The sequence below is a fragment of the Mycobacterium sp. pUA109 genome (genome assembly GCF_041287095.1).
Taxonomy (GTDB): domain Bacteria; phylum Actinomycetota; class Actinomycetes; order Mycobacteriales; family Mycobacteriaceae; genus Mycobacterium.
This window is the reverse complement of sequence record NZ_JBGGKS010000002.1, coordinates 140556-161057: the sequence shown is the minus strand read 5'-3', so window position 1 is coordinate 161057 and position 20502 is coordinate 140556. Positions and strand designations below refer to the sequence as shown.

Here is a 20502-nt window from a genome sequence, read left to right as displayed (position 1 = left end):
CGGATCTGGATGACCGTGGGTAGGCATCGGCAGCAGCGGCGCCACGACCGTGCAGAGATGCTCGACCTCGGCCGTAGAGGGCTGCATTTCGTAGGTGCGCAGATGACCTGCCACAGATGAGCCGACTCCACGCCGCCCCCTGGAGTCGGGTGGTGACGGACAGGGCAACTGCCCGAGTGCATGATGCTGTTTCGGTGCTCATTTGTCCGACCCATCCGCTACCCTGCGCGGCGTGGACGAGGGTCTCTACGAGTCGCTGCTGACCGACCGGCCGTATCAGGCGCTCGCCGCGCAGACCGACTTGCGCGCGAACATGGACACGGTCGATGAGGCCGAGCAGCCGCTGACCCTCGCCCGGCACCTGGCGCCGCTGATCGAACGCGCACTGCGCACGGCCAGAACAGCGGAAGCCCGTGCCGAGCTGATGCGGTCGATCCTGGCCGTTCTGCCCGACCCCGATCTGCAGGCTGAGGCGCCCCACGAACGCGAGCCCGGTCGCCTCGAACGGTTGGAGGCGGTCATCGCCACCAGCCGGTTGACCGCACTACCGCCCCGGCCGGCCACCCCACTGGCGGACGCCGCGCTAATGACCAACGCCCGCCATGAGCCAACCTTGGCCGCCGAACTACGCGCCGAGCTGGCCAGCGCCGACCGGGTCGATCTGCTGTGCGCGTTCGTTAAATGGCAAGGGCTGCGACTGCTGGAAGGCCCGCTGACCGAGCTACGTGAGCGCCAGGTTCCGCTGCGGGTCATCACCACGACCTACTTGGGCGCCACCGACGCCCGCGCCCTGGATGCTTTGGTCAACGAGTTCGGTGCGCAGGTGCGAGTCAATTACGAAACCGACCGAACCCGGTTGCACGCCAAGGCCTGGCTGCTGCGCCGCAATACCGGTTTTCACACCGCCTATGTGGGGTCAAGCAACCTGTCGCATGCGGCGCTGGTCGACGGGCTGGAGTGGAATGTGCGGCTCTCGGCGGTGGCCACCCCGCACCTGTTGGAGAAGTTTCGGGCGACCTTCGACTCGTACTGGGAAAATCGTGAATTCCAGCCGTACCGACCAGCAGCTGACGGGGAACGGCTGCGTGACGCGCTCGAAGTCGCGGCCGGTCGCCGCCAACACGACCCGACGACGATCACGCTGTCCGGGCTGGAAGTTCGGCCCAAGCCCTTTCAGGCCGAAATGCTCGAAGAACTCGACGCCGAACGCAGCCTGCACGATCGACACCGCAACCTGATTGTGGCCGCCACCGGCACCGGCAAGACCGTGGTCGTCGCGCTGGATTACCGCCGGCTGGTCCGCGAGGTGCACGGCCGCGATCTGACCCTCTTGTTCGTCGCGCACCGCAGGGAAATCCTCACCCAAGCTCGCCGGATGTATCAAGAAGTGCTCACCGACGCGACGTTCGGGGAGCTGCTGGTCGGTGGGGACCAGCCGAGCAGGTGGCGACACGTGTTCGCCAGCATTCAATCGCTGTCCGCGGACCGCCTGTCGAAGCTGGCGCCCGACCAGTTCGACGTCGTGGTGGTCGACGAGTTCCACCACGCCGAAGCCGCCACGTATCGTCGGCTGCTCGATCACGTGCAGCCCGTCGAGTTGCTGGGTCTGACCGCGACCCCCGAGCGCGGTGACGGAGTGGACGTGCGGGAGTTCTTCGCCGGCCGGGTCGCCAGCGAACTGCGGCTGTGGGAGGCGCTCGAGCAAAACCTGCTCTGCCCGTTTCACTACTTCGGGGTGTACGACGGCACTGATCTGGATGAGCTGGGGTGGAAGCGCGGCGGATATGACCTGGCGGCGCTCAACACCATCTACACCGGCAACGACGCGCGGACGTCGATCGTGCTCAAGGAGCTGCGCGACAAGGTCGATGACATCGCCGCGATGCGGGCCTTGGGGTTTTGTGTCAGCGTCGAACACGCCCGCTACATGGCGGAGAAGTTCGTGGCCGCCGGCATCTCGGCGCGAGCGGTTTGGGCGGACACCGCCGCGGCCGAACGACACACGGCGTTGCGGGAGCTGCGCAACCGGCAGATCAACATCATCTTCGCGGTCGACCTGTTCAACGAGGGCCTCGATATCCCCGAGGTGGACACGGTGCTGTTTCTGCGCCCGACCGAGAGCGCCACCGTGTTTTTGCAGCAGCTGGGTCGCGGCCTGCGGTTGACGCATGGCAAGACGGTGCTGACCGCGCTGGATTACGTGGGGCATCAGCGCCGGGAGTTTCGCTTCGACCGACGGTTCCGGGCGTTGACCGGCCTGGGCGGCAAGGATCTGGTGCGACAGCTGGAGCAGGGCTTTCCGTTCTTGCCGTCGGGCAGCCAGATTGTGCTCGACTCGGTGGCGCAGCAGGTGGTGCTGGAGAACGTTCGCGAACAGGTGGCGCCGCGGTGGGCGACGCTGGTCTCCGAGGTGCGTGCTCATCCGGGCGACGATCTCGCGGCGTTCCTGGATTCGTCCGGCCGCGCGCTGGAGGATGTGGTACGCACCGACCGGTCGTGGACCTCGCTATGCCGCGACGCCGGCAAGGTCGCCGCAGAACCGAGACCACACGAGCATCAACTGGTTAAACGGGTGCGCGCGCTGGCCCACGTCGATGACCGGCGGCGTCATCAGGCTTACCGCGCCGCGCTGAGCGGACAGGGGCTCGGTGGCGGTGCGGCCGACGGGCGCCTGGCCGAGATGTTGTTCTACTCGCTGTTTCCCGACGGCGGCGGTTTCGACAGCCCCGCAGCGGGTCTGGCCGCGCTAGCGGGGGAGCCTGTGCTTTCTGAGATGCGCCAGGTCATCGATATCGCGTTCGACGCGGCGCATCGCAGCACCTGCGGGCTGGGGGAGTTGATTCCCGATCTGACTGAGGTGCCGCTGGCGGTGCACGCCCGCTACTCACGTGAAGAGATCCTCGCCGGGCTCGGGGTGGCTGCGCGCCGTAAGCCGAGTAGCTTCCGGGAAGGGGTGGTGTGGTGCGAGGAGGCCAACACCGACGCGTTCTTCATCACGATGAAAAAGACCGACACCGACTACTCGCCGACCACGATGTACCGCGACTTCGCCCTCAGTCCCGAGCTGTTCCACTGGGAGTCGCAGTCGACGACCTCGGAAGCGTCGCCGACCGGCCAGCGCTACATTCATCACCGCGATCGCAGCTCGCGCGTGCTGCTGTTCGTTCGCGCCGCCAAGCAGTACGCGCTGGGAACCTCCCCGTATGTGTTTCTCGGGCCTGCCGAATACGTCTCGCATGAAGGGGAGCGGCCGATGGCGATCACCTGGCGGCTGCAGCGGGCGATGCCGACGGAGGTGTTTATGGCTTCGCGGGCGGCGGTGGCGTGAGGTGGCGGCGGCTGTATAACAGCGTCTGTATTTCCGACTACTGCTGCGTTTGTTTGGTGTTCCTTCCGGGAGCGAGACTTATTGAAATACCATCTTTGGCAGCGATCGGCAGATTCACTTGCGGCCGGGTGTTCTCGATGGTGAAGTGAACTGCAGTCGGTGATTTGTCGTCGACGGTACCCTGTCTGATCTGAATTTGCGCAGCTGCGAACTACCTGGCTCTATCGCGGTTTGCGAATGCTACCCAGCGGTAAAGGATCGCTGACTTGAGTAGCATATTAAACGAATGGTCAAATAGAATCAACACAGCGTCCAATCGGTTGATAATGCACGGGAACTGTGAAAGTGGTCGATACTGAGCAAGGGTGAGCGTTTCGCTCTGTCCCTTAGCAATTTTGACTCTTTCTTCGATCCGAGCATCTTGTGGTGTGTTTCCTTTTGCAGATTCTGCTCTCTGCAGCCAACCGTGGCAGTCGCACTCGACTTGGCCCAGAGTTAATGGAGCCAGGTGATCGAGTAGCGCGGTCGACGGTTACCTTTTTTATAAACTCATGACCGACCAGCTCGATTTTCCTGATCGACGCCGACGGCTTCTGCGGCTCTATTGCCAATGGCGTGCTGAAGAGTGCGAAAACTTCTCAGCTCCGGGGATGCTGAACCAGGGATGTCAGTTGTCGGATATTGCGGCGTCCGCTCGTAGTGATGGCGGGGGCCATAGCGTCGTCTTGAGTAGCGCCACTGATGCTGCGACGAACTCGCCACCTGTCACCGGCACGAACATCAACAGCAGCGCACCACTATCTGGCCCCATCGCGCGGCCAGCCAGGCCAGGGCTCCGACGCCGTGGGCGCCGCCGCGAGCAGCGGGACCCAGCGAAGGCCGTTGAGGAATTGCGGGAGGCGTGGCCAGGTCCGCCTATGGAACCGGATGCACCACTTGTTCGCCTAATACGGTATGAATCATCAGCGGGTGGTGGCTCCAGCCCACGGCTTGGGCAATCACGGGCAATGGGGCTCAACAACCTCACCGAGGTACATGGGTTTGCGATGATCGCGAATCGCCATCGTGCCATAACGCGGCCTGTCTCGTTTCGCCTACTAGGGTTGGGACATGCGCCGGGGCTTGGATGTGGAATGAACGCGGCTGATCTTCTTTCGGCTCTTGGCGCGCGCGAGACGCCCACGGATCAAATGCTTGCTGCTGTGGCAAGCAGCGGGCCGGTGGAGGTGGTTCAGGCGCGCAGTGGCGCGGACGTGACCTTGCGAAAGGTGTGGCGCGAGAGAAGCCATGGACGAGCTACGCCGCTACTCGTCATACATGACTCCCCTTCCGGCTCCGGGTTGATCCGTGTAGTCGGACCGAGCGACGACCGATCGCCTGTTCGTGAGGTGCTCACAGATCGCCTACTCGCCCTGCTGCAGGGAGTCGACTCTTCCCCACAGCTGTCTGCGGCACGTGTGATTGGTGAGGAGCTTCAGCGGCTAGACGAGAGTGGCACCCCGGGTCTAGTTATCAAGGACTTGTTGACCCGGCACCTTTTGCAGGAACGGTTGCGCAAGGCCGACGATTGGCGCCAGCTAGACGAGTGGGCCTCGATGGTCCCGCCTAATGCGGACTGGAAGGAGCTGCTCTCCGCCCTTGGGTACATTCTCGAACGTCGTAAGCACCGTGGATGGCTGGCACGTGCCGATGGCGCGCCCTTGCTTGTGGTTCACCCACTGGCTGACCCTGCGGCGTTTTCCCGGCTAGATGCGGATGGTCGCCCCCCTGAGGGCACGCTGGCGCTCGACTGCCACGCTGAGGGTGTTGCTTATGGTGTGCTCGCCAGTGGTACTCGTCTACGCCTCTTTCGCTCAGGCGTTATCGAGGAACCCGGCGCTTCTGCGGCCACAACAAGTTACTTGGAGTTGGACTGCGCCGATCTTCGTCACGCCGACCTCCCACTGATCGGGCTGCTGGCCCCGGGGTCTCTCAATTCCGGCGGCCTATTCGCGCGGTTGCTGGAGCAAGCTCGGCTATTCGGGGCGCAGCTAAGCACCCGCCTTGATGAGGAAATTCGTTCTCACGTTCTACCCGAGTTGGCCCGCGGGTTGGGTGACTGGGTGTCGGCTGAGCAGGGGCGGGAGCTGGCTGATCCGGTGGTGCGTCGCGAAGTGCAGCACGCATGTTTGACCTGGGTTTTCCGAGCACTTTTCGTGTTATACGCCGAAAGCGCCGGCTACTTGCCTATTGACCATCCGGGTTATAGGGCCAACGCCCTTACTATCCTTGCTGGCGAAGCCGCGGATCACCTCGATGATCTCGATCCGCATTCAACCAGCCTGTGGGACAGGTTCATGGTCCTTGTCAGGACGTTGCGCACGGGGGACACCGCGTCAAATGTGCCGCCCTACAACGGCGACCTATTTTCTGCCGCGGAGTTACCCGGTGCGGCCTTGCTTGAGTCTGTGGTCATACGGAATGCTGTGTTCGGTCGGGCGTTAGCCGCGTTGGGCCGCGATCCGGAGACGGGTAGCGGTGTTGATTATTCCAGTTTGCAGATCGCCCACCTGGGACACATCTATGAAGGCCTGCTCTCACTGCAGCTGACGCTTGCCGACGCCGATCTTGGTCTATTTCCACGGGGAAGCGGCGCGCGTAGGGAATTCATCTTCGCGCCAACAGGCAACGTCGACGAGATTTTTATTCGCAGGGGTGAGCTGTTTTGGCAATCGCACACTGGCGCGCGCAAGGCGGGCGGCGTTTACTACACGCCCACTCAGCTGGTTGAGCACCTGGTTGCCCGCGCCGTACTGCCTTCGCTGGAAGAGCATCTCGCTAAGGTGCGCCGCGTAGCCCAGAACGATCCTCTGGTCGCCGCGACCATGCTGTTCGAATTTCGAGTGCTCGATCCCGCCTGCGGCAGCGCGCACTTCTTGACGGCGGCGTTGCATCGGATGGCTGAGCGTATCGATCGGTTTCTTGCCGAGGTCCCGCTACCCGGCGTGAGGGATGAGCTAGAGGCGTTACGTGCCGCCGCGGGCATCGGTCAGCAGACGCACATCGAGCATGCGGATCTCCTACACCGTCTCGTGCTTAAGCGCTGCGTGTACGGTGTGGACCTTTCGCCCATGGGGGCTGAGGTCGCCAGGCTTTCATTGTGGCTTGCCGCGTTCGTTCCTGGCTTGTCGTTGGCGTATCTGGGTCACAACATCCAGGTTGGCGATTCACTCATCGGCGTTGGTGACCCATCTGTCGTCGCCAACACTGGCGGCGTCTTCGACGATTTGGTGGACGGCGCAGTGGCGCGAGGCGCTGCGGCTGCAGCCGAACTCGTACGTCTCACCGACAGGACACCCGACGAAGTAGAGTCCAGCCGCGGAGCGGACATTGCGTTGCGCGAGGCGACCGCTGGGATACGGCGACTCTACGATGCATGGACGGCTGGACCGCTTGGTGCCCCGGATGCGCGAGCATTGGCGGACGGCAATCCGCTCGGCCTGATCCAGGGCGATGTGCCTCTACCTGAGGCTGCAAAACGGATTGTTGCCGAGATGAAGCCTCTGCACTGGCCGCTGGCGTTCCCCGAAGTGTTCGCCAAAGAGCCGCCTGGGTTCAATGTCGTTATTGGCAATCCTCCATGGGAAGAGGTGACGGTTGAGGAACTCGCCTTCTACGCTCGCTACTCGCCGCGCTTGCGCGGCATGTCACCAGCGGAACGCGACGCCGCGCTCGATGAACTTAAAGTGGCGCGGGCGGAGCTAGCCGACGAACTACGCTTTGAGCAGGCCAGAGTTGCGCGCTTACGCGCATTTCTCGGGCCGCAAGGGGGCTACGCGAGCAGCATCGGGGATCCGGATCTCTACAAGTTTTTCTGCCAGCGCTACCGGACGCTCCTCGCCGAAGGTGGCCGCCTTGGTGTGGTGCTGCCACGGAGCACGTTCCTCGCTGCCGGATCACGAGGTTTCCGCAATTGGTTGTTCGGATCAAGCACGGTCGAAAGGTTGGATTTCCTGGTCAACCGACGCCTATGGATGTTCGAGACTCACCCCCAGTACACAGTCGCATTGCTTGCGGCGGCTGCGACCACGCCGGACTCCGACCACAAGATCGAAGTAGCGGGGGTGGCGGATTCGGCTGCCGCGTTCGAGCGACAATCGCAGTCGCGCGGCATACAGTTAGTGCGCGCGGCGATGGGCGCGGGCGATGTCGTGCCGCTGCTTCCTTCTCAGGCAGCTGAGCTGGTGCTTGCCACGATGCGGAAGGCAGGCCTCTTTCCGTACGGCGGCGGACGGTGGCGCTGCTTTCCGGTCGCAGAGTTTCACGAGACAAATGACAAGTCCCTCTGGGAGAACCAGACCACGGGCTGGGCGCTGTGGAAGGGGGAGTCATTTGATCAACATAACCCGCATGGGGCTGAAGCGCGGTGGTGTCCGCCGACGGATGCGGCGCTGAAGAAAGCGCGAAAGCCGCGTCCCGGAGCAGATTCCATGCTTGCCGATGAATTAGCCGTTGCAACTCGCCGCGCAGCTGTCGCAGCCGAAATCGGGAGCGTCCGGCTCGCATTTCGTGACGTCAGCCGCTCCACCGATTCCCGAACCGCACGCGCGAGCCTGATTCCGCCGCAGACGTTTCTCCTAAACTCAGCACCCTACTTGGCCTTTGTAGATGGCGACCACCGCCAGCGGGCAGCATGCTGCGCCGTCATGAACTCGCTGCCCTTTGATTGGCAGGCCAGACGTTTTGTGGAAAACCATCTCAACTACTTTGTCCTGGAACTCCTCACCGTGCCGCTGTTGACGGACGCTGCCTACGACGAGCTTGTAACCCTTGGCACCCGCCTCTCTTGTCCAGACGAGCGATTCAACGACGTCACTGATGCTTGCGGCACGACGGTGGGGCCGCTTGCTGATGATAAGCGTCTACAGCTGCGCGCCCGTGTCGACGCGCTAGTTGCCCACGGGTACGGCCTCTCCCTACCCGACATCGACGTCGTCCTTGCCGACTTCACGACCGAGGCGGTGTCATCCGCACACCGCAAGGCGCTGCGCGAAGAGTTGGAAGCGCTGATGACACCAGCGGCAGCTGTTTCGCGCCGATCACGCAGCAATGACTAGCAAGGCACACTAATCTGGCATTTACCATGACCACGAGGTGCCCCATGCTAGGAGATTGGTCAGCGGACACCGATCGCTTTGTACGCCGCGTTTCGGTGGAGAAGTAACGATGCCATTGAACGCGCGGCCGTACCTCGTCGACAATGACCAGGTCGAGCACGCCGAAGCCCTGGAATACCTCCTGAAGGACCATGACGAACGACACCCCCTGGCTGTCGCGACTGGCTACGTCAACCTCGGGGGCTTGCGGGTCCTGGCCGCCGCAGTGAGCGACGGCCGTGCCACTCGTCTGCTCTTAGGGGCAGCGCCATCGCCTGGGCTGGACGCTGAGCTGCCGTTGTCCAAGTTCACGGATCAACTGGCGGCGCTCCGAGGTGAACGTGATTTTAGCCGCTTCCCCCCCAGCCGAGCCGCACAGGCACTGGCTAGCGTCGACGAATACCTCTCACGCGATGACGTCGAAGTGCGCAGGTACACAACGACATTCCTCCATGGCAAGGCATATCTGCTCGGCACCTCTAGCGATGGTCGAGCAGCGCTGGTCAGTTCGGCAAATCTGACCGGCGCAGGGATGTACAGCAACCGCGAGCTCGGCCTCGTTGACTACCAGCCGCCAGTGGCCGCAGAGGCTATCGCATGGTTTGACCGGATGTGGGCTGACGCCAACCCGTACAAAGACCAACTCCGCGATTTGTTGTTTCCCTCGCCACCGGTTGTAACGCCGGAGGATATCTATCTGCGGACGCTTCTCGAGCTCTATGGCGATGAATTGTTCGAGACATCGTCGCCACCACCGCGCGAGTCTCATGTGGTGCTCGCGTCCTTCCAGCGTGACGGTTACGAACGGGCCAGAGCAATCCTCGAGCGTCACCACGGTGTTGTTTACGCCGATGGCGTAGGCACAGGTAAGACCGAGGTCGGATTAGCTCTAATCGAGGAATATGCCCTGCGTCAGGGTCGACACGCCCTTGTGATCGCGCCTGCGCAATTGCGCAGCATGTGGGAACGTCGGATCAGCGAAACCCGATTGCCCGCACAGGTCGTGTCCTTCCAAGAACTGACCTCAGATGAGCAACTTGCCGACAGGGATCGACCGAATATGCGGCGGCTCCACGTCGCAAAAGACTCCTACCGCCTGATTATTGTCGATGAAGCACATGCTCTGCGCAACGCGGGGACAACTTGGTATCGCGCCATGGCCAGGCTGCTCGGCGGGGAACGCAAAGACATCGTGCTACTGACTGCCACCCCGATCAACAACGGTCTGTGGGATTTGTTCAACCTCGTCATGCTCTTTGCCCGTCACGACAGAGCGCTGGCTCCAGCAGGGATCGACTCGATCCGGGCACTGTTCCTTGCGGCAGGCGCCAATGAACGCGACGCTGAGGCACTAAACCCTGACCGACTATTTCCACTCGCGGATGCCGTTAGCGTGCGCCGAGATCGAACTTTCATAGTCGAGAACTACCCTGGAGCAACCTTCCCCGACGGCACACCACTTCGTTTTCCGACCCCAGTTCTCCGGACTCGGCGATATGATATCGACGCGGCCCACCCTGGCCTCGTTGAGGCCGTCGCCGTCGCCATCGGCGCGCTCACCATGGCTCGCTATCGGCCCAGCGCCTACGAACGAGGTGTTAGCGACGATGCGGGGGAACGAGCATTGGCCGGCTTGCTGCAATCGGCCGTACTGAAGCGCTTCGAATCATGTTGGGCTGCATGCCTTGCAACAGTGAGGCGCATGATCGTCGCTCATAAGGCGTTTCTGACTGCCTGGGACGCCGGGCAACTGCCGTCCCTCGCCACGCTGCGCGATAGTGCCAGACTTGAAACGGAGGGGACTGACCTCGCTTCATGGCTCGATGAGTTGGCATCCGATGAAGGTAGTCGCCCAGCTACAGACTTCGAGCCCATCTACCGTGAACACATCGCAGCTGACCTAGAGCAGCTACGCGCGATTGAGTCTGCCCTCGCGGAGTTACAGCCCGAGGACGACCCGAAGCTCGCGTTGCTAGCGGACGTCTTACGAGCCACCCCGGGCAAGGTGATTGTCTTCGCTACTTATGGTGAGACGGTCAAATATTTGGATGACTATCTGGATTTGGCGCTGGGAACCCAACGTGAGCGGGTAGTGATCGTTGGCAGTGACACCAGTCCCGACGAGCGCACCGCACGGCTTGCGCGACTCTGCCCCAACACCGTCGTTGAACCCGGGTATCAACCGCCCGACGGCGAAGTAGACCTCGTACTGTCAACTGACGTGGTATCTGAAGGCCAAAACCTTCAGCAGGCCGGAGCAGTTGTCTCGTATGACATGCCATGGAATCCGCAACGAGTCGTGCAACGCAATGGCCGAGTTATTCGTCTGCGGTCGCCCCACGAAACCGTCGCGCTCACCACAATGTTGCCGAGTCCTGGGGAGCTCGAGACGTTGCTCCGACTGGAGGCACGGATACAGGCAAAAATAGCCGCTGCGGGCGTCTTTGGTATGGAAACGGCGGTGGTCGAAGGCGCCGAACACCTTGCGGGACAGGTATACGCCGACATGTCATCGCTGGCCGAACGGCTTGCAGCGGGTGACGAATCGCTCTTGGACGAGGGAGAAGATTTGGGCGGTAGCTTCGCCGGCGAGCACCTCCGCGCAATGCTTATCAGGGCCGCTGCAGAGGGCGAGCTAGACCGGCTGCGCAATCTGCCCTTCGGAATCGGTGCCGCTTTTCGCCAAGGGATGGGCGTGCCGTCACGGGGCCCATCCGGGGTGTTTTTCGCTTGCAGGACCACCGAGGCCAAAGGCAACCGGCGTTACTGGCGCTACGTCACTGAGGAAGGCATCGACACCGAGGAGTTGGTTCTGCTGCGTCGCATCGAACCGGGCCGTGCCGGTGGTGTCACGGTGACCGACGACCTCGAGCCTGCGTGGTCGCGGGCAGCGGCCGACATCGTGGCTGAGCACAATGCCCGAGCAGACCCTGCCGTCACTGAAGATCGGCTACCCCCGTCCCAGCGTTGGGCACTTGCGCTCATGCGTGACCCATCCGTGCCCCTTCCGGCTGGGGCGGACGAAGCGTACGATCTGCTGGCTGTTCCAAGAGGCGCGGCGGTGAAGACCGCATTGGCAGAAGTTCAGCGAGGTGTTGTAAGCAGGTCGTTGAGCCGCGACCAGGCCGCCGAAGCTATCGTCGCAATAGTGCGGGAATTCGGGCTTACACCCGTACCGCCGCAACCGGTTCTGGAGCCGATCACCGAAGACGACATTGGCGTTGTGTGCTGGATGCGTGTGTTACCACCGGCGTAGCGGCGACGAAGTGTCAGACCAGTTCGAGTTCATTGCGGCAGCTGCGCAGCTCCCTTCCGATGTCAGACCAGTTCGAGTTCATTGCGGCAGCTGCGCAGCTCCCTTCCGACTGGCGGCATCACCCGACATGCGGCGCGGTACTGACACCCACCCGGATCCACCACTGTGGGTGTGATGTCCAGGCGCGTCGTCTGACGGTACCCCGACCAGGTCGGCACGCTGGGCACCCCCGCGGTAGAGCCCGCGGGCAGCGACGATCACCCGCTGGTACTGGGTGGGCCAGCCGATGTCGGCGGCGATCTGCTCCAGCACGTCGCGGTCGCGGCCAAGCACCCGGTCGACGATCTCCAGCGACGGCAACGCGTGGCGTTCTTAGCTAGGGTGGGTGGCGACGGGCAGGGAGGGCGATGACAAATCCAGGTGCCGGATGGCGGCCGACGACCTTGGAAGAGGTCGAAACCGCGATCAAGAATGGGCTGGTTGAGGAGAACCACTTTCTCGACCTCAAGCGCGAACTGAGCTCGGCGCAGAGTGCGACCAGGGACATCGCGAAAGACATTGCGGCGTTCGCCATCGACGGTGGGCTAGTTCTCATTGGTGTTGATGAAGGTCCGCCCGTGGCGATCAACCCTATTTCGTTGAATGGGTTAGCCGAGCGTGTGGAGCAGGTAGGGTTGATGGCCGTTAGCGAGCCCGTCTCTGTGACAACCAGACTGCTCAGAACTGCGAACGACCCTGAATTGGGCGTCCTCGCGGTCTCCGTTCCCGCTTCGCCACGGGCACCTCACATGGTTGATGGGCGCTATTACGCCAGGGGAGACAAGACCAACTTCAGATTGTCGGATCAGGAGGTCTTCCGCTTTCACCAGCGCCGAGTCGAAACACGTTCTGATCTTATTGCGGACGCGGAAGCTGTTCTGGAAGGCGCAGCGCCCGAACAGTCGCTGGTTGCTGTGGTGGCCGAGCCCCTGTCCTCCACCACCGACTTCCTCGAGAGTCTAAGTGCTCACCCCAGCTGGAACGATGAGGTCCGCGCATTGGTGTTGAGTGCCGTCACCAACCGGCAGCATGGCTACTCGCCCTCTCTAGCATCGCCCCTTCGACCTCAGCGAAGGCCGAATGGAGTCGCTTTGACCACGAGTGGCGAGCCTATCGGGTCGGGCCAGCAGCGGACTGCAGAAGTAACCTTCAATGAATCTGGTCGGATAGGGCTCATCTCCGAGCGGCCAACCGATACAAGAAGTTTCGCCAATGTCAACCCGCGGCCACCAGACGTCAAGGTAGTCTTGGATGACTTGATTGTGGGCAACGTTGAACTCGTAGTGCGGCTTACAGCCCAGGTCGGGAGAAAGTACAGCTACTACGGTGGCTGGCAGATTGCTGTCGTAGTAAACGGTCTTAACGGGGCGACATCGATCAAAGCGGTAGATCAGTGGGGCGATCCGGGACCGACGTACACGGAAGCCACATATGGACGGGCGACCGAGGCCATGTTCAACGAGCTTGATGCGGAGCCTGACAAAGTCACGGCACGACTTGTGTTGCGGCTGTTGCGGTCATTGGGTGTACATACACACCCGAACTGGCAACACCTCCAGCCTCGTAGCTAACGTCGCGGTCCATCGCGTCGCAGCGCGAACGCGGCGCGCGGGGGTGATGTTGGCCGTACCGACGTCGTGCCGACAGCGTGCTCGCAACGGCCAAAAGCAGCTCCGAATAGGCGATTTGCAAGTCATAAGTCCGGCCGATCCATGTTGCGCCATCCATAGCCATGCTCGTGCCAGTCACCAACGCCCGCCCGAACCCACCACTGCGGAAGACTGATATCCAGCCGTGTGCTCTGCCGATACCCCGCCCACGTCGGCATACCGGACGCCTGTCCCCGATAAACGCCGCGGGCGGCGGCGACCACCCGCTCGTACTGGGTGGGCCAGTCGATATCGGTGGCGATCTGCTCCAGCACGCCGCGATCGCGCCCGAGTGCTCGGTTGACGATCTCGACCGATGGCAACGCATGGCGTTTGTCGCCGTTGCATCGCGGGCAGGCCAGCACCAGGTTGGCCAGCCCGTCGATCCCGACCAGCGACCAGGGCAGCACGTGGTCAATCGGGTTGTCCGCACGCAGGTCGGTGTCGCAGTAGAAGCACCGCGCCCCGAACGCATCCTTGAACGGTTCCCGCACGGCCGCCAGCGAGATCCGTTCCCGGCCGAACAGGTGTCCGGCGACGTCGGGCAACTCGGCGTCGAGGAACTTGTTCATCCGGCGTACGTCGTCGACCCACATGATCTCCAGCGCCGGCTTGAGCAGCCCGGCCAGCCGCGCCAGTGCGTGGGCGACACCCGGCTTGAGCTCAATGGCGTCGCCCCGGGCGCGCAAGGCGGCCCGCGAAAGGTGGTCGTGCAGAAACGCGTCGTCATAGAGGAACGGATCGGTGCTGCCGCCCGGAAGATGTTGCAGTCGGTGCAACGGCTGCTGGGCCAGGCACAGCGTGATCTCGTCGATCGCCGCCCGGTATGCCCCGGGCGCCCGCACCATCGCGACCTCCAGCGCTGCGCCGCCATGGACGACACCCGCCGCGACGCGAAACGCGCTGGCGGCGGCGAGAATGCGGGCGCGGGGCTGGGTGGACTGGCGCAACTCGTGGCCGTCGAACAGCCGTACCTGCCGCCAGTAGATCTCCAGGACCCGGTGCGCCAGGTCGGGGATAGGCACCGTCAACGGCGCGTCGGGCATATCCGGGAGATGTTCTATGCACTGATCGATCAGCGCGGTCAGCGTGGCCAGCTTGTAGGTGGCGGTGCGCAGCCCGGTCTCCAGAACGGCCACCACCCGCTGACCCAGCAGCAGCGGGTCGATCAGCCCGTCAGCCACGACAACTCCCGAAGCCGACACGGCGCCGAACGGCCCGCGCTGTCGGACCCCGGCGGTAGAAAGACACAAACCGCAGTATCGCAGGAGGCGCCGACACCCATAGGCAAGCTCGTGCGGGACAACATTCCCGGCCTCATCCGCTAATCCGGCCGCGTCCCCGAGGTTCGCGCGCTGGACGCCGACACCTACGCCACCGCGCTGCACGACAAGCTGCTGGAGGAGGCCGCAGAGCTGCGCAACGCACCGACCGCCGCGGAAGCGCTCACCGAGATGGCCGACATGCTGGAGGTGCTCGCCGCGCTGGCCGGCCTGCACGACGCCACCGTCGACGACATCATTGCCCTCGCGGCCAAGAAGCGCTGCGAGCGGGGCGGTTTCGGCAACCGGTTGTGGCTGGAAACCGCCGACGCCAACCCCGCACCTTCGACTAGGGTCCGCTGATGCCAAGCCGACACCCGGACACCCCGCGCTTCGGCAGCAGCGCCGAGGCGCGGGTCTGGCAGCGGTTGGACCAGCAGCTCCAGGACGGTGACCTCATCATCGCCGGCCAGCGCGTCACCGACCATCTCAAGGATCACGAGGTCGACATCGTGGTCGCCATCGAGGGCGCCGGCATCGTGTGCATCGAGGTCAAAGGTGGCGACGTCTGGCACGACGGCACCGGCTGGTGGCAAGACCGAGGCGGTACGCCAACCCCAATCGAGCCGGTGCGCCAGGCCCGCGGCGCCTGCTATGCGCTGCGCGACTTCGTCGAGTCCGATCCGCGCTGGACGCAGGGCCGGCTGCGCTGGGATCACGTCGTCGTGCTGCCGCACACCGAGCTTCCGGCCGACTTCGGCCTGCCGGAGTGCCCGCGCTGGAAGGTTATCGACCGCACCGATCTGCCTCAGCTGGCCGACCGGCTACGCCAGGTACTGATCGGCCAGGAGCTCGACCGCCCGCTGCTGGACCAGACCGGCATTCACCAGCTGCAAACCACGTTGAGCGGGCGCGGATTACCGCAACGCGACATCGTCGCCCGCGCCCTGGGCAACGAGGACGCCGCCGACGTGCTCACCGAACATCAGGCCGTCATCCTCGACGCGATCCGGCTGCTGCCCCGGGTGGAGGTGCGCGGGGGAGCCGGCAGCGGCAAAACCTTCCTGCCACTGGGAACACGACCTGCCTCGCCAGATGGCCGAGCTGGCCGCCGGTCTGCCGCCCGGGCAGCGCTTCGATTCGGTGGTGATCGATGAGGCCCAAGACTTCGCCGACTCGTGGTGGGAGCCGATCCCCGCGTCGCTGCGCGACCCCGAGGGCGGTGGGCTGTTCGTGTTCACCGACGAAGGCCAACGGGTGTTCGATCGGCACGGCGCCCCGCCGGTGCCGCTGGTCCCGCTGATCCTGGATCACAACCTGCGCAACACCCGCCAGATCGCCACCGCCTTTCAACCGTTGGTCGATCAGCCGATGCGCTTCCTGGGCGGCGAGGGCCCCGAGGTGCGGTTCGTGGCGTGCGCGCGCGGCGAGGCGCTCGATGTCGGCGACGATCAGGTCGAGTCGCTGCTCGAGGAGGGCTGGCGCCCCGAGGATGTGGCGCTGTTGACCACCGGCAGCCGCCATCCCGAACAGGTGGCCCGCCAAGCCGACGGCAACCAGGCCTACTGGGACAGCTTCTGGGACACCGAGCAGGTGTTCTACGGCCACGTGCTCGGCTTCAAGGGCCTGGAGCGCCGCGCGGTCGTGCTGGTCGTCAACGAGTCCGGCGCGTTCGAACGCTCCCGAGAACGCCTGTATGTCGGGCTGTCTCGCGCCCGGGATCAACTGGTGGTGTGCGGAGACCCGGAGTTCCTCGCCGAGGTCGGCGGGCCGGATCTGGCCCGGCGGCTCGGGTTGTGAACATCCGCGCCATCAGCGGTGCGTGTCCACAGGCAGGGCCGCTCAGGCCGAACCTTTGTCGCCTTGGGCGTCGATGACGGTTTGGATCAGCTCGACGATGCGCTGCTGCCCGGCGGCGGTCATGTCGAACTTCGCCCGCATTTCGGCGAAGCCGCTGTCGACCAGGGCGAACTTCTCGTCGATCCGCGCGAACCCTTCGCCGACCCGCCGAAAACCGTCGTTCAAATCCTGGCGCAGTGCGTTGAAGCTGGCGGTGGTGGCCTGCCGGAAGTCGCGAAGTTCGTCCCGGATCTCGTTGACGTCGCGGTCGGCGGCGCCGGCCAGGACGCGGGCGGCGGCGTCCTGTTTGGTGGCTCGCACTTGCCCGGCGAGGTCACGCACTTGGGTCTCGAGCACCGTGACGCGGGCCTCAAGGTTCTCCGGCGGCATGCCGGCAGCCTACGCCCGCGTCGCGGTACCGGAACCGCGTCATTTCATCCCCAAGCCCCGCCCGCTGCGGACCCCAGATCGACGGGTGAATCCACACGCCCGCGGATGGGGTGACTACCGGATCTCGACGGCGCTGAGCAGACTCGCCGCCAACCGAACGGGGGACGGATATGGGAAACCGGGCGAACTTCGTCGTTGTCGCAGACCAGGACTGGCGGTTGTATTACGCGCACTGGGCGGGCTGCCGGATGCTTGACGCGCTGATCGGCGGGCCGGAGTTGGCGCTGCGCTACGTGGCGTCGCTGCGGGCCTGCCCCAAAAACGAGTGGGTGAGCCCGGTCTGGGCTGACGGCGGGGCGCTGATCGATCTCGACCGGCGCCGGCTGCTGTTCTTCGGTGACGAGCTGATGGTCACCATGGCCGAGCGTCGCGCGATGCTGGCGGTGCTCGGGGCCGTCTGGCCGGGGTACGCGGTGGGCTGGGCCTATGACGGCCCGGCGGAGTTGGCCGGGTATGTCGGCGCCGTCTGGCGCGATGACCCGCGGCCCGTCGACCCGACCACCAAGTTGACCGCGAATCGGTCGGCGCTGTGCCAGGTGGTGTCGGTCGTCGATGCCGGCGGGCGGCTGCGGCTGTGGCCGCTGCGGTGGACGTTCAGTCAGGCCTGGCACGGTCCGGCGCTGCTGGATAAGCTTCCCGGCCGCGGGTTGACCCGCATGACCTTGCGCACCCACCCGGAAGGCGGTGTCCACATCGATGTCGGCCGCCAGACGATGGGTGAGTGGCACACCGCCGACGAGTTGGGCATCTGCCGGGAGCTGGCCGGCCTGTGGCCCGGCTGGCAGACCGAGTCGTGGGGCGATGGCTTCGAGCAGCAGGCCGAGCGGTGCGGGCGGGCGCTGCGGTTGCCCGAGTTGGACCTGGCCGCCGGCGCGGACAGCGCCCGCGCCTGGATCCGCAAACGCGTGTACCAGAGCTTCGCCGACAGCCCGGCCGGCCACATCGCCGAACTCTTCAAGCTGCTGGACCCGTTGGCGCCCGGGCTGGTCGTCAGCTCGGACGCGGCGGTCAACGGCGGGACCCGGCCCACCGCCGCCGAGTGGGACCGGTTCGCGGCGGCCTGCCGCGAGTTGCGCACCCGGCCGGCGCAATCGGCGTGAGTCGCCGCCGGCTGCGGCATCACCGGGGGCCGGACGGAGCTCAGGCCCAGGCAGATCATCGCTCCGCGGCGGAATCGAGGCTGACGCGAATGTCCTTGATGCGCCGGTAAAGCCGAAGCGGATGCTCGGATGCCCGTACGAAGCCGTGCCGCTCGTAAAAGGCCCCAACGGTCCCGGCGTATTCCGCCGAATCACACCAGTCTCACCGGCATCTGGAGGAGGAATGGGTGCCTTCCGGAAACGGATAGCGCATGCGATAGCACAGCGCGGTTGGTGCGCCGTGATATAGCCCGCGCCATCATATTTCGGTGAAGGTATATGTCCCCTGACCGGTGCGCATGTGACGCATGAGATCCCGTGGGTTTACGGCACAGGGGCTAGCGGCCGAGCTTCAATGTATCGGCCGGATCACCGCTTGGACGGCCGATCGGAGTGAGTCTGTACGCGTCCAGGAGAACCGCTGGATGAGTGCTTCGTCGATGTCCGGAAGGCGCGAATGCGCAAGATGGTTACGCAGGTCATACAAATTCGCCCAGAGTCGATTCTCGCGGACCGACCTGCGTGTGGCTGTGGCATACGCCAGCGCTTCATTTCCGACCGCAATCCACAGGCGATGCAGCACCCACCGATAGTGAGTGTCGGCGGTATAGCGGGCGGGGTCCCCGGCGGTCCCAGCGTATCCCGCTGAATCACACCAGCCTCACCAGCATCTGGGGGAAGGATGTGTGCCTTCCGAAAACGGATAGCGCATGCGATAGCACAGCACGGTTGGCGCACCGTGATATCGCCGGCGCCATCGTATTTCGACAGACATACATGCCACCTTGTCGGTGCGCATGTGACGGGTGAGACCCCGCAAGTCCACAGCGCCGGGACGCACCAAGACAGCACGGTCGGCCTTCATGCCGCCGCAGCCCGCCGCACCGCCCCAGACCAGCCGTTGATCTCCTGCATCAGCGCGGCACCGTCGGGTCCGTAGACGCCGCGGTCGTCGCCCTGTAATACCCAGGCGTGCTGTTGGTTGGCCCGGGCCGCGATCTGCGCGCGACGGTGCGCGCGGGCCACGACGGTGGCTCGGTGGTGTCGGATCAGAGCCCTAGCGAGAATGACTACGGCAACGACGGCGAGCGCGCCCAGGATCCACCAGATGAACTTGATGATCAGCCCGATCAGGCACAGCACACCGATGATGGCCGCGCCACCGCCGCCGCCGGACTGATCGCGTCTCCGACTCATGGCTGCTCCTTCGCCGTCCCGATACTCGGCATGCTGCCAGCAGGCACCGACAACGATCGGGGCTCGGCGGGACCGCTCAGGCGGAGTCTTTGCCGCCTTGGGCGTCGATGACCGTTTGGATCAGCTCGACGATGCGCTGTTGCCCGGCCGCGGTCAGGTCGAACTTGGCGCGCATCTCCTGCCGCATGTCGATCATGTCCTCCCGCAGCGCATTGAAGCTGGCGATTGTGGCGGTGCGGAAGTCCCGGACCTCGTCGCGGACCTCGCCGACGTCGCGGTCAGCTCCGCCCGCGAGCACCCGGGCAGCCGCCGCGTCGCGCTCACTGGCGCGTACCCGACCGCGCAACTCGCGCACCTGCCCCTCGAGCTGGGTGACACGGGACTCGAGGTTCTCCGGTGGCATGGCGGCAGCCTACGCCGCTGCCGCGGTTGGCGAACTTTGTCTCGTCGCCCCATCCACAGCCGGCGAAGGCGGCGTAATCGATCTACCCCCACCGGTCGGCGATCGCCCGCAGCGAGGGATGCACGCTGCCGAAGCTGACCAGCCGGATGTCCAGACCAGGCCGGGGAGGCCGTGGCAGGCGTGGTGGCACGGATCGCGGCGGAGTGGGCGCAGCGCCCGGCTCGGGCGGGCACACTGGGCGGAGTTCGCGGGACCGGGAGGGAGCGGCCATGGTGGGCGAGCAGCTCGGTGCGCGTCGACTCGCGACGGCCACGGTAAGCTTCCTCGGCTACACCGCGGTGATGCTCGCGGTGGAACGACGCGTGCGCGCCGGTGGCGGCCCGGGCATCATCTCATTTGAGTTGGCCGGCAACACCGTTCGGGCCGAGGACATCATGAACCGGTGGGGCCGTGCCGGCCAGCGGGCCGCGCAGCTATCGCTGTGGCTGGATTTCGGCTATATGACCAGCTACGGCGCGCTCACCGCGCTGCTGGTCGACCGGGCGCGTCGACGCCGCGGCCACCCGGCCGCCCTGCCCGCCGCGGTGGCTGTCGCCGTCGCCGCCGATGCGGTGGAGGGCGTCGCGCTGCTGAAGGTGCTCAGCCGCACCCGCGTGGGTGTCCACGCGCGCCGGGCCCGGGCCGCGGCCCTGCTCAAGTTCGCCGTGCTCGCCGGCGCCCTCGGATACGTTGCCGGAGACCAGCTTTATCGTCCGTTCCCAGCCCGGTGCAGCACGCCGAGGACTGAGAACTAGCACCCTCGCTT

The 20502-nt window shown here is 64.7% G+C and carries 12 protein-coding genes and 1 pseudogene; 8 read left to right on the top strand and 5 right to left on the bottom strand.

Annotated elements, in window-relative coordinates; all coding sequences use genetic code 11:
• Nucleotides 1-232: 232 nt before the first annotated feature.
• The 3 genes from ACAG26_RS02910 (at nucleotide 233) to ACAG26_RS02900 (ending at nucleotide 11719) form a co-directional block, all read left to right on the top strand.
• Complete coding sequence (locus ACAG26_RS02910) at nucleotides 233-3328, top strand: DUF3427 domain-containing protein (protein ID WP_370479151.1); 3096 nt, start codon at nucleotides 233-235, stop codon at nucleotides 3326-3328.
• A gap of 1523 nt (nucleotides 3329-4851) precedes the next feature.
• A complete protein-coding gene (locus ACAG26_RS02905) occupies nucleotides 4852-8424 on the top strand; it encodes a hypothetical protein (RefSeq protein WP_370479149.1) in 3573 nt (1190 codons plus the stop codon).
• 109 nt (nucleotides 8425-8533) lie between these two features.
• Nucleotides 8534-11719, top strand: coding sequence for a helicase-related protein (locus ACAG26_RS02900; RefSeq protein ID WP_370479147.1), 3186 nt, complete (start codon nucleotides 8534-8536; stop codon nucleotides 11717-11719).
• A 78-nt stretch (nucleotides 11720-11797) separates the two neighbouring features.
• Here ACAG26_RS02900 and ACAG26_RS02895 read toward each other — a convergent pair whose 3' ends face one another.
• Nucleotides 11798-12079: a hypothetical protein gene (locus ACAG26_RS02895; protein WP_370479145.1), complete on the bottom strand. Its 282-nt coding sequence runs from the start codon at nucleotides 12077-12079 to the stop codon at nucleotides 11798-11800.
• 47 nt (nucleotides 12080-12126) lie between these two features.
• On the opposite strand from ACAG26_RS02895, the gene ACAG26_RS02890 reads away from it, so the two are divergent.
• Nucleotides 12127-13329, top strand: a complete 1203-nt coding sequence (locus ACAG26_RS02890; protein WP_370479143.1) for a helix-turn-helix domain-containing protein — start codon at nucleotides 12127-12129, stop codon at nucleotides 13327-13329.
• A gap of 122 nt (nucleotides 13330-13451) precedes the next feature.
• Here the strand turns inward: ACAG26_RS02890 and ACAG26_RS02885 are convergent, their stop codons facing one another.
• Entirely contained in the window at nucleotides 13452-14591 is a 1140-nt protein-coding gene (locus tag ACAG26_RS02885) for an HNH endonuclease (protein ID WP_370479141.1), read from the bottom strand.
• A gap of 270 nt (nucleotides 14592-14861) precedes the next feature.
• On the opposite strand from ACAG26_RS02885, the gene ACAG26_RS02880 reads away from it, so the two are divergent.
• Both ACAG26_RS02880 and ACAG26_RS02875 read left to right on the top strand, forming a co-directional pair.
• The gene (locus ACAG26_RS02880) at nucleotides 14862-15032 is read left to right on the top strand and encodes a hypothetical protein (RefSeq protein ID WP_370479138.1); all 171 of its coding nucleotides are present in this window, start codon (nucleotides 14862-14864) and stop codon (nucleotides 15030-15032) included.
• Nucleotides 15032-16469 (top strand): annotated as a pseudogene (locus ACAG26_RS02875) (NERD domain-containing protein). Before ACAG26_RS02880 ends, ACAG26_RS02875 begins: the two are co-directional and overlap by 1 nt.
• 42 nt (nucleotides 16470-16511) lie before the next feature.
• Here the strand turns inward: ACAG26_RS02875 and ACAG26_RS02870 are convergent.
• Entirely contained in the window at nucleotides 16512-16898 is a 387-nt protein-coding gene (locus ACAG26_RS02870; protein ID WP_370479136.1) for a hypothetical protein, read from the bottom strand.
• A gap of 170 nt (nucleotides 16899-17068) precedes the next feature.
• Here ACAG26_RS02870 and ACAG26_RS02865 point away from each other — a divergent pair, with 170 nt between their 5' ends.
• Nucleotides 17069-18058, top strand: a complete 990-nt coding sequence (locus tag ACAG26_RS02865; RefSeq protein WP_370479134.1) for a hypothetical protein — start codon at nucleotides 17069-17071, stop codon at nucleotides 18056-18058.
• Between the two features lie 900 nt (nucleotides 18059-18958).
• On the opposite strand, the gene ACAG26_RS02860 is transcribed toward ACAG26_RS02865, so the two are convergent.
• Together ACAG26_RS02860 and ACAG26_RS02855 are read right to left on the bottom strand one after the other, a co-directional pair.
• Nucleotides 18959-19294 (bottom strand): hypothetical protein, encoded by a 336-nt coding sequence (locus ACAG26_RS02860; protein ID WP_370479132.1) that lies wholly within the window; start codon nucleotides 19292-19294, stop codon nucleotides 18959-18961.
• A 76-nt stretch (nucleotides 19295-19370) separates the two neighbouring features.
• A complete protein-coding gene (locus ACAG26_RS02855; RefSeq protein ID WP_370479130.1) occupies nucleotides 19371-19697 on the bottom strand; it encodes a hypothetical protein in 327 nt (108 codons plus the stop codon).
• A 269-nt stretch (nucleotides 19698-19966) separates the two neighbouring features.
• Here ACAG26_RS02855 and ACAG26_RS02850 point away from each other — a divergent pair, with 269 nt between their 5' ends.
• Entirely contained in the window at nucleotides 19967-20491 is a 525-nt protein-coding gene (locus ACAG26_RS02850; protein ID WP_370479128.1) for a hypothetical protein, read from the top strand.
• Nucleotides 20492-20502 lie beyond the last annotated feature (11 nt).